The 16029-nt window shown below is 39.5% G+C and carries 15 protein-coding genes; 5 read left to right on the top strand and 10 right to left on the bottom strand.

Features of this window, described 5'->3' with window-relative positions:
• Positions 1-3: 3 nt before the first annotated feature.
• Complete coding sequence (locus tag LY624_RS20970) at positions 4-1254, bottom strand: MFS transporter (protein WP_341804591.1); 1251 nt, start codon at positions 1252-1254, stop codon at positions 4-6.
• Between the two features lie 101 nt (positions 1255-1355).
• A complete protein-coding gene (locus LY624_RS20965) occupies positions 1356-2363 on the bottom strand; it encodes a LacI family DNA-binding transcriptional regulator (RefSeq protein WP_130151780.1) in 1008 nt (335 codons plus the stop codon).
• A gap of 262 nt (positions 2364-2625) precedes the next feature.
• Between LY624_RS20965 and LY624_RS20960 the strand changes: the two genes are divergently transcribed.
• Positions 2626-4884, top strand: coding sequence for a TonB-dependent receptor (locus tag LY624_RS20960; RefSeq protein WP_341804590.1), 2259 nt, complete (start codon positions 2626-2628; stop codon positions 4882-4884).
• A 78-nt stretch (positions 4885-4962) separates the two neighbouring features.
• On the opposite strand, the gene LY624_RS20955 is transcribed toward LY624_RS20960, so the two are convergent.
• The 3 genes from LY624_RS20955 to LY624_RS20945 form a co-directional block, all read right to left on the bottom strand.
• Complete coding sequence (locus LY624_RS20955; protein WP_341804589.1) at positions 4963-8103, bottom strand: M1 family aminopeptidase; 3141 nt, start codon at positions 8101-8103, stop codon at positions 4963-4965.
• On the bottom strand, positions 8090-8965 hold the full coding sequence (locus LY624_RS20950) for an ABC transporter ATP-binding protein (protein WP_341804588.1): 876 nt from the start codon (positions 8963-8965) through the stop codon (positions 8090-8092). The genes LY624_RS20955 and LY624_RS20950 overlap by 14 nt, the downstream gene beginning before the upstream one ends.
• 284 nt (positions 8966-9249) lie before the next feature.
• Positions 9250-9444 carry a hypothetical protein gene (locus LY624_RS20945; protein WP_341804587.1) on the bottom strand — a complete coding sequence of 65 codons (195 nt, stop codon included), beginning with the start codon at positions 9442-9444 and terminating at the stop codon, positions 9250-9252.
• A 248-nt stretch (positions 9445-9692) separates the two neighbouring features.
• Here LY624_RS20945 and LY624_RS20940 point away from each other — a divergent pair, with 248 nt between their 5' ends.
• A complete protein-coding gene (locus LY624_RS20940) occupies positions 9693-10751 on the top strand; it encodes a sensor histidine kinase (protein ID WP_341804586.1) in 1059 nt (352 codons plus the stop codon).
• Entirely contained in the window at positions 10748-11422 is a 675-nt protein-coding gene (locus LY624_RS20935) for a LytR/AlgR family response regulator transcription factor (RefSeq protein WP_341804585.1), read from the top strand. The genes LY624_RS20940 and LY624_RS20935 overlap by 4 nt, the downstream gene beginning before the upstream one ends.
• Here LY624_RS20935 and LY624_RS20930 read toward each other — a convergent pair.
• Genes LY624_RS20930 through LY624_RS20920 form a run of 3 tightly spaced genes read right to left on the bottom strand, consistent with a single transcriptional unit; the run spans position 11419 to position 13055 of the window.
• Positions 11419-12018 carry a GDSL-type esterase/lipase family protein gene (locus tag LY624_RS20930; RefSeq protein WP_341804584.1) on the bottom strand — a complete coding sequence of 200 codons (600 nt, stop codon included), beginning with the start codon at positions 12016-12018 and terminating at the stop codon, positions 11419-11421. The two genes, LY624_RS20935 and LY624_RS20930, sit on opposite strands and share 4 nt — an antisense overlap.
• Complete coding sequence (locus LY624_RS20925; protein ID WP_341804583.1) at positions 12018-12542, bottom strand: DsrE family protein; 525 nt, start codon at positions 12540-12542, stop codon at positions 12018-12020. The genes LY624_RS20930 and LY624_RS20925 overlap by 1 nt, the downstream gene beginning before the upstream one ends.
• 48 nt (positions 12543-12590) lie before the next feature.
• Positions 12591-13055, bottom strand: coding sequence for a flavodoxin family protein (locus LY624_RS20920; protein WP_341804582.1), 465 nt, complete (start codon positions 13053-13055; stop codon positions 12591-12593).
• Positions 13056-13132: 77 nt separating this feature from the next.
• Between LY624_RS20920 and soxR the strand changes: the two genes are divergently transcribed.
• Positions 13133-13594 (top strand): redox-sensitive transcriptional activator SoxR, encoded by a 462-nt coding sequence (gene soxR, locus LY624_RS20915; RefSeq protein WP_237115415.1) that lies wholly within the window; start codon positions 13133-13135, stop codon positions 13592-13594.
• Between the two features lie 73 nt (positions 13595-13667).
• The gene (locus LY624_RS20910) at positions 13668-14273 is read left to right on the top strand and encodes a hypothetical protein (RefSeq protein ID WP_341804581.1); all 606 of its coding nucleotides are present in this window, start codon (positions 13668-13670) and stop codon (positions 14271-14273) included.
• A 34-nt stretch (positions 14274-14307) separates the two neighbouring features.
• On the opposite strand, the gene LY624_RS20905 is transcribed toward LY624_RS20910, so the two are convergent.
• Complete coding sequence (locus LY624_RS20905; RefSeq protein WP_062567636.1) at positions 14308-15474, bottom strand: lipase family protein; 1167 nt, start codon at positions 15472-15474, stop codon at positions 14308-14310.
• 27 nt (positions 15475-15501) lie between these two features.
• A complete protein-coding gene (locus LY624_RS20900; protein WP_062567637.1) occupies positions 15502-16020 on the bottom strand; it encodes a DUF6795 domain-containing protein in 519 nt (172 codons plus the stop codon).
• Positions 16021-16029 lie beyond the last annotated feature (9 nt).

Genomic DNA, 16029 nt, shown 5'->3' with positions numbered 1-16029 from the left:
CCCTTATTCTGCGCTTGAAGCCGCTTGATATTGTGATTTTAGAGTGATTTTTTTAAAGACTGAAACGGTGATTAGTAGCAAGGTTATTGGCACTAATGTGAGATAAAACGCATGCTGCCCGCTAAATTTATCAAATACAAAGCCCGTAATAATTGAGCCTGTTGTTCCTCCTAATGCTGAGAAAACCACGATTAAACCTGTCATAGCAGCATGCTTGTGCTTAGCTAGTGAACTCAGCATCACAGAGTTGAGTAATGGGTAAATCGGCGCCATAAAAAAGCCAATCAGCGGCAGCATGTATGCTGCAAAAGGCACATCAAACACACTTTTTATTTGGCTTCCATCTACATCATGAGTCAAAGGCAACACTAATAATACAAGCACACCCATGGCAACCAAACAGCCCATTAGCATACTAAACCAACTAATAAACCTAAGTACTTGCCCTGCTACCAAACGACCAAGCGCTAACGCAGCGGCAAACAAACTGGCAAGTTGAATACTGACATCAACAGGTAATTTTAAAACTTGATTATTAAAGGTAGGTAACCAAGTGCCCACACCTTGCTCTATTAGTACATACATAAATGCACTAGCAACAAAAATAAGCACCAGAGGTTGATAAGTCAGCTTTAACATATCAATAAAATCATGCAGCTGAGATTGCTGGTTGGCTTTTAATTCTGGCGATTTTATTGGTGCCGCAATCACAGAAACAAACGCCACTGCAACAATTGCTGCAAGCAAGTAATAAACATTTAACCAGTGACTACTTTGCGGGTTATCAGCGTCTATAAATAGCGCAAAAATCCAATAGCCCGACAGCACGCCAAGCATAAACACCCCTTCAATGGTGTTTAATAACGCTGAATGTTTATTAGCATTATCAGTCACTTGACCAATAACAGAGTAAACAGAGATTTTCATAACAGCAAAGCTACAACCTATTGCAGCAAAGAGCGCTTTTAAGACCCAAAAATCAGCAATGCTCGGAACAACTAAGCACATCACTGCAACCAATAATAAAGCGCCGAGCATGGCCACTTTATAGCCTATACGAGGGATAAATGACGCCACTAAAAATGACACAATGGCAATACTTAGATCCTTAAATCCTTCAAGAACAGACGCCTGAGTTTTGCTTATATCTAAGCTATTGATTGCTTGTAAAATAACAGTGCCCACACTATTGAGCATAATAGCAAAGACAAAATAGCTGCATGCCAGCGCGATGGTTATTCTTATAGGATTCATTCACTTCAACCTATGATTATTTTTATTCAGTCTAGTTTAGCGCAAAATAAAATGCAAACGTTTGCATTTAAAATTACACATCATGCTAACATTCAATAGACTTAGCGCTGGCTCGACTGCCTATTTACGAGTTCTATTTCAACAACTTGAGATTCTACCGACTGTCCTGCTAACTGGGCTAACAACTTTTCAACAAGAATAACCGAGGCTCGTTGGGTATTTTGTTTAATACTCGACAAAGAAGGATGACTGATATCCGCCATAGCAATATCATCAAAGCCAACCAGTGCAACATCGGTTGGAATACTAATATAACGCTCTTTTAGCGCTTTCATCGCACCAAAAGCCACCATATCACTACACGCCATAATGCCATCAAAACACAGCCCTTTTTCTACCAATAACTGGTTAATTCCTTTGTAAGCAGCACTACTGGTAATATCAATAGAGACCACGTGAGGTGTAGCTTTTGCTTCAGAAATAGCATCTAAATAACCGCGGTGGCGCTCTCCTATTTCAGCATGCCCAGGATCACCTAAAAACAAAATATCTTTAGCGCCATTTGCCAATAAGTGCTCAGTTGCAAGACGACCACCTAAATAATTATCACTCCCGACAATAGGATAGTTACTTTTACTTTTAGGATCTCCCCACACAACTAAAGGGACGCCTGCATTTGCAGCAGTTTCAATATTTGCTTGGCTTTTACCTTGACCAACCACAATGATGCCATCGGCTCGGCGACTATTAATAAAATAGTTAGCCCAATCATCACTGGCCATAAATGAGTTTGATAGCAAAAGCTCAAGGCCATGCTTGTTCAAAGCAAGGTTAATCTCACCTACAACTTTAAGTAAAAATGGGTCGTTAATTGACTGTTCTGTATCGCCATCAAGATTAATGATTACAGCGACAACATTTGTTTTTTGAGTACGTAAACGACTAGCAGCTGTGTTTAAACTAAAGTTGTGTTTTTTAGCTAATCGTTGAAGCATTTCTCGCGTTTCTTTTTTTATCAATGGGTTATCATTGAGTGCACGAGATACAGTCGATGTGGAAACACCGGCCAACTTGGCTAAATCAGCTAACTTTAGTTTTTTATCATTCATGATGCTAACACAGAGCCTTACTAAATATAGAAACAAGCAATATACCATTAATCAGCGCAATCCGCTGCGCCGTAGGAAATATTATTTTTCCCAATGTATACATGAACAAACGTAGATGATGTTCAAAAATCCGACAAAGAACTGCAAAAAACAATTGCAAACGTTTGCATAACATTCTAAGGTTTAAATAAGCATTGCATTAACATCTTTAAAACAGCTGTTATCGCTTTGCACTCAACAATACAAAGAATGGGAACACACAATGACAACTACATACACACGCAGTGCGCTAGCCTCTGCAATTTTGCTAGCTTTAAGTGGCCAAACTGTTATGGCCGAAGAGCAAACTGAACAGCCAGCTAAAGAAAAAGTTGAACGTATTATTGTATCTGGTACACCAGCAGGTATTGGCGTACGTAAAATTGATGCAGGCTATGCCGTAACCAATATCGATGCTGATCAAATTGTTAAATTATCGCCAAAAAGTACGGCTGATTTGTTCAAAGCCGTACCAGGTGTGTGGGTAGAAAGCTCGGGGGGTGAATCTGGTGCGAACGTGTTTGTACGTGGTTTTCCTGGCGGTGGCGATGCTCCATTTTTAACCTTAAGCCTTGAAGGTTCGCCAATCTACCCTGCGCCTACTTTGTCATTTTTAGAAAACTCGTCGTTATTCCGTTTAGATGAAACCATCGAAACAATGGAAGCACTGCGCGGTGGCCCAAACCCTGTTGTATCTAACGGCCAACCTGGTTTAACAACTAACTTCCGCCTTAAACGTGGTAGTGAAGATACCGAAGGCGTATTCAAATACACAACCTCAGATTACGACTTACAACGCATTGACGCTATGGTTAGTGGTGAGATTTCTGATGACTTATACTTCATGGTGGGTGGTTATGTTAAACGCTCTCCAGGTATTCGTGATGCAGGTTTCACATCAGAAAAAGGCAGCCAGTTCACAATTAATATCACTAAAGAGTTGGAAAACGGCACTATTAATTTATACACCCGTCAAACTGACGACCACGGTGCTTGGTACTTACCTACGCCACTAAATGTTGACGGTGTTGATGCAAGCTACACACAACTAGGAACTTTAAATCGCCAAGCGACAATTTACACAGGCGCAAATAATGACGAGCAACAAATCGACTTAGGTGAAGGCCGTGGATGGAAGGGCCATGTTTCTGGCGGTAGCATTAAGCTTGAATTCGATAACGGTTGGAGTTTCACAGATCGCTTTAACATCACCAAGGGTGATGCAAACACGTATGGTTTAGTGCCTGCTAGTTCTGCAACAACGGTTGGCGCTGTTGCTGATAATGGTGAAACAGCAACAGGTGCGGTAACTGGCACAGAATATAATGCAGGCACAGCGGTTCAACAACTTGGCCGTTGGGTGGTTTTAAAAGAAATCAGCGCATTTACCAATGATTTAGCATTTGCTAAAAAGCTTGATAACTTATCACTGGCATTTGGTTATTACACAGCAAGCACATCAGCAAATGACTGGTGGAGCTTAGGTAACACAGCGTATCACGTACTTGAAGCGGGCGGCGAAATGCTAGACGGCATCGAATGTAATGCAAGTGTTGATGGTTGTGACTTCAACTACGATATCAACTCTACAGGTGATGCGCGCACCAATGCTTTTTACACAACGGCTCAGTATAAATTCAACGATGACTTTACACTTGATGCTGGTGTTCGTTTTGAAAACCACGAAGTAGAATACTCAGTTGATGAAGGTCTTGATGGCGTAATCGACAAGTCTGTTCAATATGACGAAAGCAAAACATCGTGGACAACGGGTATTAACTACTCAATTAACGATGACATGGGTGTATTTGCCCGCGTAAACCGTGGTTACAAAATGCCTTACTTTGACGACTTCCGCGATAACTTTGATGCATACGAAGGTGGCGAAAAGCTAATTAAAGAAGTAACACAAGCCGAGTTTGGTTATAAACTATTAACTGATAGCACCGATTTCTATGCAACACTTTTCACAAACGAAGTAAAAGGTGACACCTTTGTTCGTCGCCCAGGCGTACCAGCAGAAATCTTAACCAACGAAGCCTACGGTATTGAGCTTGATTATAACTACAACCACGAATCTGGTTTCTCAGTTAACTTAAATTCAACGCTTCAAGAAACTGAAATCACTGAAAGCCCAAGCAACGAAGGTAACGAAAGCCAACGTCAGCCAAAATGGCAAGTACGTGTAACACCAAGCTACGACTTTGAAGTAAGTGGCATGTATGCAACCTTATACGGCACAATCTCAGCGGTTGATGACCGCTTCGGCAACAACGAAAATACAGTTGTGTTAGAAGGCTACGAAAAAGTAGACTTAGGGTTAATTGTTGAGCCTATGGAAGGTATTAAAGTGCAGTTAGCGGTTGATAACTTAACTGACGAGCAAGGTATCACTGAAGGTGACCCTCGTAATGCGGATGCACCGAATGGTCGTTACATTATGCCTCGTACTACACGCTTAAGCATTAGCTACGAGTTTTAAGCGATTCTCCCAAACCCCTTGATTGAAAGAATCAATACCCAAGCCACAGTGTTTTATAACCTGTGGCTTTTTACTAATCTAAGGCGCTAAAAACAGCTCTCTAATTAATGCGCTATCGCTACTTTTAGCATGCGCTTGCAAAGCACGTATGAAATCCATAGAAGTTGCGGGTCGATTTGGGTATGCATAGTTTTTCCAAACAGACTTGAGTGCTTTTATGATCACTTCATCACCTACTTTATTCCTTAGCTTTGCAAACACAATTGTCGCTTTAGAATATTGCTCATAACTTTTTGTTGAATTTATAAATACCTGTTTAGCTGAAGTGTCTGCCCGTAAAGCTTGCTCATACCGCCTAGTTTCGTAATCAACGAGTGCATTCATCGCCGCTTTTCCGTAACGCTTTTCTATCATGACTAACTCTATGTACTTCGCCATCGATTCAACTAAAAAGGCACTGTCATCAGGAACGCTGTTACCTATATCATGACCAAACCACTGATGAGCCGTTTCATGAACTGCGCGCCGATAGCGCTGATCAAAACCAGCATCAAAGCTAGGAGATGCCCTAAAGCCAACTTTATTACCAATAAGTATAATCTCAGGCAAGGCATAACCCGTTCCACCAAACTTGGGCGCGGCAACTATGCTCAATGTTTTTGCTTTATAAGCAACAATATTATCTTTAAACCAAGTCAGTGTATCTTTCATCGCCTGCATATTAACTGCCATTGAATCTGATGACTCAGTTAAGTTTTTTCGAGGTGCATATACCTGTAATTTTACCTCATCTAGTAGCTCTGTTATTGGCGGTTCTGGGATAGAAATCCATGCAGGTAGATTATTAAATGCCGTATCCGTTTTAAACTTAAAAACTTCGCGATTATCTTCGCGCTGATGGGCTATTTGTGTGCCTTGCGTCACAACATGATAGCCAATTGCGGTTGATATCGTGCTCGACATAGTTATGCGATCATATCTCTGTGGTCTATTTCCCTTAACAGCAAACAGCTCTGACGGTACAGAAATTAACTTATTTAGCAAACCATGGTCTTTGCGTAGATGGCGGTCTGTTAGTTCGTAATTTACTTGATACCCAACCGTTGGCAATACGGGAACCGCACGAATATAGCTAAACTCAGGAGTGAGAACTTGATGCCCCACTGCGGGCCAAAGCTTTGCTTGGTGAACTTCAAACTGCGTGGTGAGCTTTGTGATTTCACCTGGTTTTATAGCAGACTCAAATTCATACACTGCTTGATTTAATGATGGATAAAAAGCAACTTGGTTTGCACCTGCAATTTTTATGTCTGCCCATTTATAAAAGCCTGCTCTGCCAACTAGGATACGTTTTATAGCAATAGAATGAGGGTTGGTTAGAGTATATTTGAGTTCAAATTGTGCAAACTGTTTATCAGGATAAAAATCAATATTAGCATCAATATGACTAATGATTGGTTGTTCTTTATATTTCCAATGAGCAAATGTGCTTTCGTAGTTGGCTTTAAATGCTTCACGTTTATGTGAGTTAGTTAACGGCTTTTCTGCCACTAAATTAAAATGCAACTGCGCAAATAAATAAACAGATAAAAGGACAGGCAGCACTAACCATGTATCTTTCACTTTTATGGCCCGTCTTCCAAGCCCAGCACCACGATGATTATAAAGCTGACTTATGACAACAAAACTCAGTACCGCGACAATCCACACTCTCATATATGGCCAATAACTGTTTACACTCGCTCGGTATCCCCAAAACTCGCTAGGAGCTTGTAACGGTGTCCAGGCTAGGCTCCAAAAAGTATGTGTGAGACCAAAGGAAGTCATTACCGGCGTAAACTTGAGTAGTAAGATAACGATAACAACTAAGCCAGCCACTAAGGAGGAGCGGAAAATATTGAAAAGACATATACTCACCCAAGCAACTAAAGTAAGTGGCAACAACATTAGAGCGAGTATATAAATATGCTGACTAGCATGGTACTGACTGCCAGCAAACCACTCAGCAAAAGAAGCTCCCAAAAAGCTCATAACAGAAAAAACAATTGCTAAAGTCGCTACCGTGAATAATTGGCTGTGTAAAAGCGTTGCCGTTTTTACTGGTGATGCAGCAATCAATTCAGCCATATGAAACCGCTTTGCCGCACAACTAACCTGCCAACTCCAAAGCACAAGTAATAAACAGCCAATGAGCAAATGCATATCAAACGCATAATGGTTAATTGCATCTATACTCGTAGGGCTAACCACGCTCATTGCTTCTGCATATTCAAAAGAGGACGCAACGCTGTTAAATACAATGACTGACCACAATACTAAAGTCAGTTGTGTTATAGGAAGCTTGAGTACATTTAAAATTGAAACTTTATAAAGTGTTAAAAATATGAAGCAATTGTGCCCTTTTGGTGCAATACCCTGGTATTGCACTTTTAAATTTAAGACTGGCTCTGAGGCCTTTGTACCTTGTTTAATATTCTTCTTAGTGGTGCGAACTGCCACAATATAGATAACAATTGTAAGTGTTACTACCATCAACCGATTTATTACAAGCGCCCAATATTGAGGCTCTAGGAAGCCCGCAATAATCGTGGAGTAAGCAAAAGGATCAAGCCAAATAGATGCCTGATATAAAGACTCACTTATAATACCACTACCTGCCAAAATAGGATTGCCGGTAATACTTGCGAAAAACAAATAACCAACCCATATGGCACCCAGAATAGTGTAAGTTACCAATGTACTTTGAAACCGCTTACAAACCCAATAAGCCATAACCACCAGAAAGCTACAATTTGGAATAAGCACCAAAAAACTATTTAAGAATAGAGAGTTAACAGCTTCCCAATCAAAGCCTTGCACTCTTAACTGCCAATACCAAACTATCAAAGATCCTATAAAAGAAATCATGATAAGACATAGTAGTAAACTCGCTACACGAAACAGCTCTCTGTATTTTGAAGTAATCGGGGTTACACCTATCAGCTCATCCATGTTGTGTAGTTGGTCCCGTAAAAAAATAGCAGGGGCAAGTATTCCCACTAATACGGCAAGCTGCATCATATGTATTGATATTAGGTGTAAAGAAAATTGTTTAAGGGTATCCCCCTCTTCAATAGCCAAACCTGAAGATAATGTAAATGCAAAAAGTGGCGCAAACACACAACATAACCAAACAATAGGTTGAGTAAAAAGGTACTTTAATTCATTACGAAGTCGCATTTTTAGCCCCTTGCGATTTCAACTCATAAAAGTATTTATCTTGTAGCGTCGCAGTTGCAGCGACTGCCTCAGGTTCTGGGCATTGAGGGGCGTAAACACGAAATATAGGCTTACCATAACGATAACTTTTGCTTAATACTAAGGAGCCTGCAGGTAGCTCTGATGGTAAGCGTTTCAATAACCAAACATTACCTGCCAGTTGATTCACTAGTTCATCAACATTGCCACTTTGAATGAGTTTGCCTTGATTGATCATTGCGACAAAGCGGCACTGATTTTCTATATCTTCAACAATATGGGTAGATAATAAAACTAAACGCTCTTTGCTAATTGAAACCAATAAGTTATTAAGGCTCTCACGCTCGGCAGGATCAAGCCCTGCGGTTGGCTCATCTAAAATAATGAGTTTAGGATTACCCAGTAAGGCTTGTGCGATTCCAAAACGCTGCTTCATACCACCGGAAAATTTACTCACTTTTTTCTTTGCAAACGCTGTTAAATTTACAAGTGACAGTAATTCATTAATTTGTCGCTTACGTTGCTCTGAATTAAGACCTTTCAATATGGCAATATGCTCTAATAAAGCATGGCAACTCATTGCAGGATAAACACCAAACTGCTGTGGTAAATAACCTAGCTGCTTACGCAATTCATCTGGGTACTCTAAAACATTTAAACCATCAAAATTAATTTGGCCTGTGTCTACATCTTGTAAGCAGGCTAATGTTCGCATTAAGCTTGATTTTCCTGCTCCATTTGGCCCAAGCAATCCCACCATTCCTTTGGGCAAATGGATTGTTATGTTATTTAATGCATGTGTGCCATCTGCATATTTCTTATTAATATTTGCGAGTGTAAGCATAGGTACATTCCTTAATTAACGAATCGTTACATTAAGTCACTGTAACCAAACCGGTTAGCCAATTATGATCAAACTATAAAAGCACAGGATAAAAGTAAGTATTTGGCGTTCATCAATAAAAAAAGTACTTTCATCATTACATTCGTGCATTAACAACGAAAATCATTAATCTTACTTGAGTATATAAGGGCATGAAGGAGCATGATTTTAACTATGCTCATAGGTCATCATGTATTAAGCTGGTTTGTTAGGTTATAAAAATAAAATGGAGTAGCGTTTGCGGGCTATTTTTTCTCTTCTATCAGGCAATTCAAATAACAAGTATTTGATTGCGTTGCTGCCAGTATTTGCGGCCATTTTGCTTGAAGGTCATACACGCTACCTGTCGTTAAGGCTTGACTCCCCTGCTTTATATTTAAAAATAAATCTGCAACTGTTATTGGAATGCCTGCCCTTTTTAATTGCCCACCTTTTAACATTCAAGGGAACATATAAAAGCCCAACCTTGGTGTGGCTTACAGGCTTCACTTTGTATCCGCTCAGCGTATATACACTTGCTCTAGTTTCTTCAACTTACGCTCAATGGCAATACTTAAGCGTGCAATGTTGGATTTTGTGCTCGTTAGCCAGCTTACTTTGGCTGGTTTCACAGCGTAATAAGACCAATAAAAACAGCTTAATTGCTAGGTGGTTTATCTCTTTTATATCATTAGATAACGTGGTGCTAATGATACTGATTTGTTGGGCTTTTTTGTTCGCAGGTATACTTAATAGCCATCAAGACCCTTTATTAAATCAACCATTCGAACTAATTTTTGATGTTGGCAAATTCTTTTCAGAGTTTGATCAGTTTTTATTTTACTTTCTTCAACTTGGCGTTTATGCCGTTATCATATACAGCTTATATTTAATAAATCGCTACATGCTTATTCGCCATTTATTAGCAAACTACGGTGTCTTCACTTTTGTGGCCTCATGCCTCATTTTTATGGCTACACTAACCCCGTTACTTGTCGCACTGGTGCTAACATTACCTATTAATGATTTACCACAACATATTGCGAATCTAACACCAAGTGGTAACCAAAATATTTTTGCTAAATATAATTATCAGTTTATGTTTTTCTTTCTGATCATTACTACACCTATCATCCTTGCTTTTGAAAGACAGCAACAGCAAAGTAAATTAAATGAAATAGCAAAACAGCAAACCAAAACCGAATTAAAACTTCTTCAACAACAAGTTAACCCACATTTTTTATTTAACACCCTAAACAATTTATATGCACTCACGCTCACAAAATCAGAGCATGCGCCACAGTTGGTTATGCATTTAGCAGATTTATTAAGATACACTGTCTATGAAGGACAAAAGCCAGTGGTTTTATTAGAAAAAGAATTGGCATACCTAAAAAGCTTTATAGAGCTACAAAAAATTAGAAGCGCAAACAAATACTTATTTAACCTAACTTGGCCTGATAGAGTCGATGATCTTCATATAGCGCCTTTATTACTGATTATAATCGTCGAAAATGCCATTAAACACGGTGTAGAACCTGCATCGGACTCAACAAAAGTAACACTCACAATTACTATAAATGACACTGTGCTAACTCTGTTTTGTGAAAACTCCATAAATACCCAAACTGAAAAAAGCCACCCAGGCATGGGGCTTAGTAATCTGCAAAAAAGACTAGAACTGTTATACCCAAATAAACATACCTTAACGGCTAAAAAACACGCGACACACTGGCAGACAACCTTAACTTTGGAGTTATCAAAATGATAAGAGCAATCATCGTTGACGATGAACCCCTTGCCCATCAAGTGATTGAACATCACCTACAGGCACATTCTGATATTAAGATTATAGCTCAATATGTTAGCGCAAAAGATGCCCTTTATGGGTTAGCTAAATCCACTGTTGACTTAGTGTTTTTAGATATAAATATGCCAGAGCTAACAGGAATCGAATTATTAAGAACTCTGGCACACCCTCCCCAAGTCATCATTGTAAGCGCGTACCAAGAATACGCTATAACAGGGTTTGAATTGAATGTGACAGATTACTTACTCAAACCCGTGTCTGCGCCAAGGCTTGAACAGGCTCTCAATAAGGTGCGTGAGCATTTAGTTAAACCAAATATAACTGAGCCTAATAACATTACGCTTAAAGTTGATAGAGAAAAACGAAAGTTTAACTTAGATTCTATTGAGTATATTGAGGCATATGGCAACTATGTGAAAGTGCATCAAGCTGAGCAAGTAACACTTGCGAGCACAACACTAAAACAGCTTAGTGAACAGCTATCCCATTCATTTACCCAAATTCATAAATCGTTTTTAGTAAACAAACAAAAGGTGATAGCTGTAAACAGTGAATTTGTTGAACTAAATACAGGTAAAACCCTGAAAATAGGTAAATCTTTTAAAGATCTTTCACAAACTCTACTTTAAAGATATTCAAATAAATAGTCGGCAAGTAACTTATGCTCTTGGGCCTGCCAATGTACGCCCTCTGTTTGGCAAGGAACAAGGAGAGCATAACCGTTTATAAAGTGACACTCATGGCGTTCTGTGACTAATTTATACTCAACTGTTAATTGCTTCGCTTTTTTGGCAGCGCCCGCATAGATAGACTGATAAGCCCCAACCTCATAAACCGCAGATGGACTCAGCACCACTATTTTAGGCATTTCTCGATGCAGATAGTGATTTTCGATGTCGACTATTAACGTATCCAGTGCTTTGGCAATATCATCGGCTGCTAATCCAAAACGACGCTTTAAATCGTTCGTACCTAGCTGAATAATGATGACATCAATATGATACGCTCGAAGATATGGCTCTAAGTACTTAACACCTAATTTATCACCACTAAATGGTGGCTCATCAGCTATCGTACGATTTGGTAGCCCTGCTTCAATAACCAAATGCCCTGCACCGAGCTTGTCTGCAAGCAAACATGGCCAACGTGTATGTTCGTCAAAGCGCTTACCATCTAGCGGTGAAATCCCATAGGTATTAGAATCACCAAAACAAAGAATATTCATTAAAATGGATTCAGGGTATAGCCCTGCTGCTGTAGTTGTGCGTGCGCTGTCATGGCAGATAATGCCATTTGCACACCTGGTATCAGTTGCTCTTGCTTAACCTGCATATGTGTTGCCGACTGACCACATACATAAACAACGGTGTTGTGCGCGAGTAATTGTGAAATCAATTGTTGGTTTTTATTATCGCTATTAAAACGTTGCTTATAAGCGCCCGTTTTGAGTACATCAACACTTGCACTGCCATGCACAACCAAAGCAAGTTCAATGTTTTCTGGTTTCACCCCATGGGCAATGTGCATATTAATAAAACGTGCTAGCGAGTTAATACTGTTATTTTGCTTACCTCTTTCTGCGGCATCGGCCACATCAAAGGCAATTTTAAACCTTGTTTGCTCATCAATAGCCGTATGATTTGGCACAGTATAATAAAAACCAAATCCTTTGATCGCGGGCTCTTTTTGCTCTGCATGACTTAAATTTGCTACCAATGCGAGAGATAAACCCAACAATGTTAATTTCATAAGTAACCCTGTTGTTTTTTATCTCTAGCCTAACCTTTTTTTCTGACTTTAACTAGCCTCAATATGCTGATGTGCTTTAAAGGTCATGCCTAAATAGTTAAAGGTATTTTTAAACATATCAATAAACGCACTTGGCGCGTTAACCGAACCTGCATTTGATAGCAGTGAGAACTGCTTTTCACGAAGCGTTCTAAGCTTAGGTCTGAGAATTTCATCGTCCATATAATCAGTAATACGGTCTAAAAATGCTTTAAATTGTGGCGTTGTGTTATACCAATAAACCGGTGATGCTATCACCCAATGTTGATAGCTTAATAGAGCTTCAAAAACGGCATAAAAGTCATCATTTTTATACTGTTTATCGTAGCGGTAAGCTGAAATAATATAATCATCAAGGCAGACGATATCTCCTCCATATTGCTTTTTATAATCATTAACTTGTAAGCTCGTATTTCCTTGTTTTCTTGCACTTGAATAGATGATTACTGTATTTTCAGTCGGTTTTTGTTGCATTATTATTGCTCCTTTTTTTATGATGTGCGCAGCGTAAAACCTCAAGCTAACTTTAGGTCAACACTTTGGAGCAAATTATGTCAGGATCAGAAAAAAAACTCGTTGATGCAAACCTATCGGTTGGCTTTGTGGCTAAGCGCAGTGGCGTTAAAGTCTCAACGCTGCATTTTTATGAAACAAAAGGCTTAATCCGTAGTTGGCGTAATAATGGCAATCAGCGTCGTTATAAGCCTGATGTCCTTCGCCGTATCGCCGTGATAAAGGCAGCACAGGCCATGGGCATTACCCTAGAAGCTATAAAGCATACGCTGAGTACTCTACCTGAGCAACGCACACCAACAAAACAAGACTGGGCAGAGCTTTCAAAACGCTGGCAAACTCAATTAGATGAAAAAATTCACTATATGCAACGACTCAGAGACCGAGTGAACGGCTGTATTGGCTGTGGCTGTTTATCCATGGCTAAGTGCCCTATTTATAATAAAGAAGATCATTTAGGTGAAGAACACTCGGGTGCTGTGCTTTTAGAAAGAGATTAGCTTTGTTATCTAGTGATTAAACTTTCTTTATCTATTACAATGTTTTAATAGTATAAATGAAAGGAGTCTAATCATGGATAACAGTAATAAAAATCCACCAAAGATCAGCAATGCCCTTAAAACAGTGGATAATAAAGAGCTAAAGAGTACCGGCTTTTGGCTCAATCAAGTTTTTTTAGTGCTATCAACTGTTTTTGGTGTTTATCTCGCAGCGCAAAGTGGTTTAGAGCAAGCGCTAAAGTTTGATACTTTTAGCAAGATGGAAGATAACTATTACCTTCGTACTTCTTTGTACGATGAAGTGAAGGATAACGCAGATAATCTTAGTAAGTTTGCAGCCTTGTTGGCTAAAAGCCCACCTAAGTCTGAGCTTGAATATAATAAGCCAACAATCGAAAAGTACATTTGGCAAACAATGCAATATTCGCCCACAACTTTAGAAACACCAAGCGAGTTTCTAACTCAAGTGCGTCGCTTTTACAGTCAGAGCCAATTTATTATAGATGCCGCAATAAACCGAAAAATGTCAGCCAAATATGCATCTGAAGAGCTGAAAAAAGCAGTAGCGATAATTGAAAATCAGACCTTACCGAACCTACAGAGCAGTGCAGCATTACTTAAAACTGAGCTAAGTAAAAACGGGATCGATATCGGCACGTTAAAAGGGAATAACAACTAATAAAAAGGGCATGCAGTGCATGCCCTTAAATATTTTAGTCTAGGCCATTTAAACCATCTCTTGCAGCTTGATATAAGGCACCAAGCGTCGAGTCGAATGCCCATTTAATCACACTGTATGTTAGCTCTACCGCCTTACCAATCACTTTCCCTGCAAAAACCAGCATATGACCAATTAAGCCCAAAGTCTGAGATGCAAATGAAGCAGACGCTTTAGCAATCTTATCTAATGTGCGAGCCAACATATCGTAAAAGGTTAAACCTGTACCAATTGCCGCTTGTGCCGCCACAGCACTGTAATAGCCCGCATCTTTTAATAAAGTGACTAACGCAGCTCCTAATTTATCGGCCCAATGGGCATTAAATGATGCTTGGTTTCTATCTTCAAAGTTGAGTCTTACAGGCGTGTTAAGGTAATGGTTTGCTTTAACGGTTAAGTTATTCCAATCACTACTATTGGCCGTATTTACGTAACCTGGGTTTCCGCTAAGCTTATGTGCCGCACCTTTAAGGCCTTGGCCGCTGTCTAGGCGTATTTCTTGACCGTTATAAGGCGCATGAGAAAATGGCCATAACGGTACTTTAGTTACCGGATCAGCACCATGCGTACATCGGTAAATGTGATCTATTCTTGAAGTAGCCGATCTTGAGAAGTCTTCTAAACCTACCCTTGGCGAACCAAATGTATAAAGTTTTACTGGTAACGAATATTCTGCTTTAATCCAATCGGCAGCCAGCGTTGCTAAAGCGCCCCCTAAGCTGTGGCCAACTAAATGAACACCCGCTGTAATTTTATCTCTTACATTCGCTGCCATAAACTCTTGAAGAGCTGGCTTCATTGTATAAAACGTTTTATTAAAACCAGCATGAACCATGCTGCCGTTAGCGCCACCACTTAAACCGAAATGTGCATCAGTTAGGCCGTCTCTCAGTGAAGCAGTCCCGCGAATGGTAATAACTGAATGCCCTTGGAATGCATTTTTACCATGTGCAACCAGACCAAAGCCTGTGCTTAAGCCAAATAGGTGAGAGAAAAAGCCGCCTGAAACGCCCTGTATAGACTTACTATTGATAGAGAAATCAAACTGGTCTCGCAAAGACGCATGCAACAGCCCATTTAAAAGTTTTGTATTTTTTAATTCTTTAGCATCATAGGCAAGTGACGCTAATTGAACTGCTTGAGTAGGTGTTAACGTATTCATTTTAAATCCCTTTATTGGTTTTAAACGTTAGAGCTTACAAGTGGTAAAAACAGCAAATGTATGCTGCTTATCTTCTTTAGCCGCTATATCATATGTTTGTGGTTCATGTGCGATATCACACACCAAATCATTCAAGTATTCGGTGAGTGTATCTTTGTGCTCATAAGGAAATACTCTAACAGCCCAAATAGTTACTTCCTCTGCATTTTCATCTAATGTGTAAATATGTTGAATAACAGATTCATTGTCGAACATGTTTGATGGCTTTGATGTTTTGATCACTTTTTCAGGAAAAGAAAAACGGCCATCAGTACCCGTTGTTACTTCATCAATATAATCATCGCCATAATTTAGTTTACGAAATACCTTTTTACCAGCAACAGGCTGCTCTTCGTATAGCAAACGACCTTCAACCGGCGCTGATAGTTCAAACTCTTCCTTACTAAAAAAACCAAACATATTTGCAAAAACCTGTGTTGTAGTAAATAAAATTAGCAACGCCACTGCTGCAATAAGCATTGGCAATTTAAATCGCTCTATTAACAATATAATCTC

The sequence above is a fragment of the Pseudoalteromonas sp. N1230-9 genome, from assembly GCF_032716425.1.
Lineage (GTDB): Bacteria > Pseudomonadota > Gammaproteobacteria > Enterobacterales > Alteromonadaceae > Pseudoalteromonas.
The sequence above is the reverse complement of the archived record's forward strand: the minus strand, read 5'-3'. Positions and strand labels throughout refer to the sequence as shown.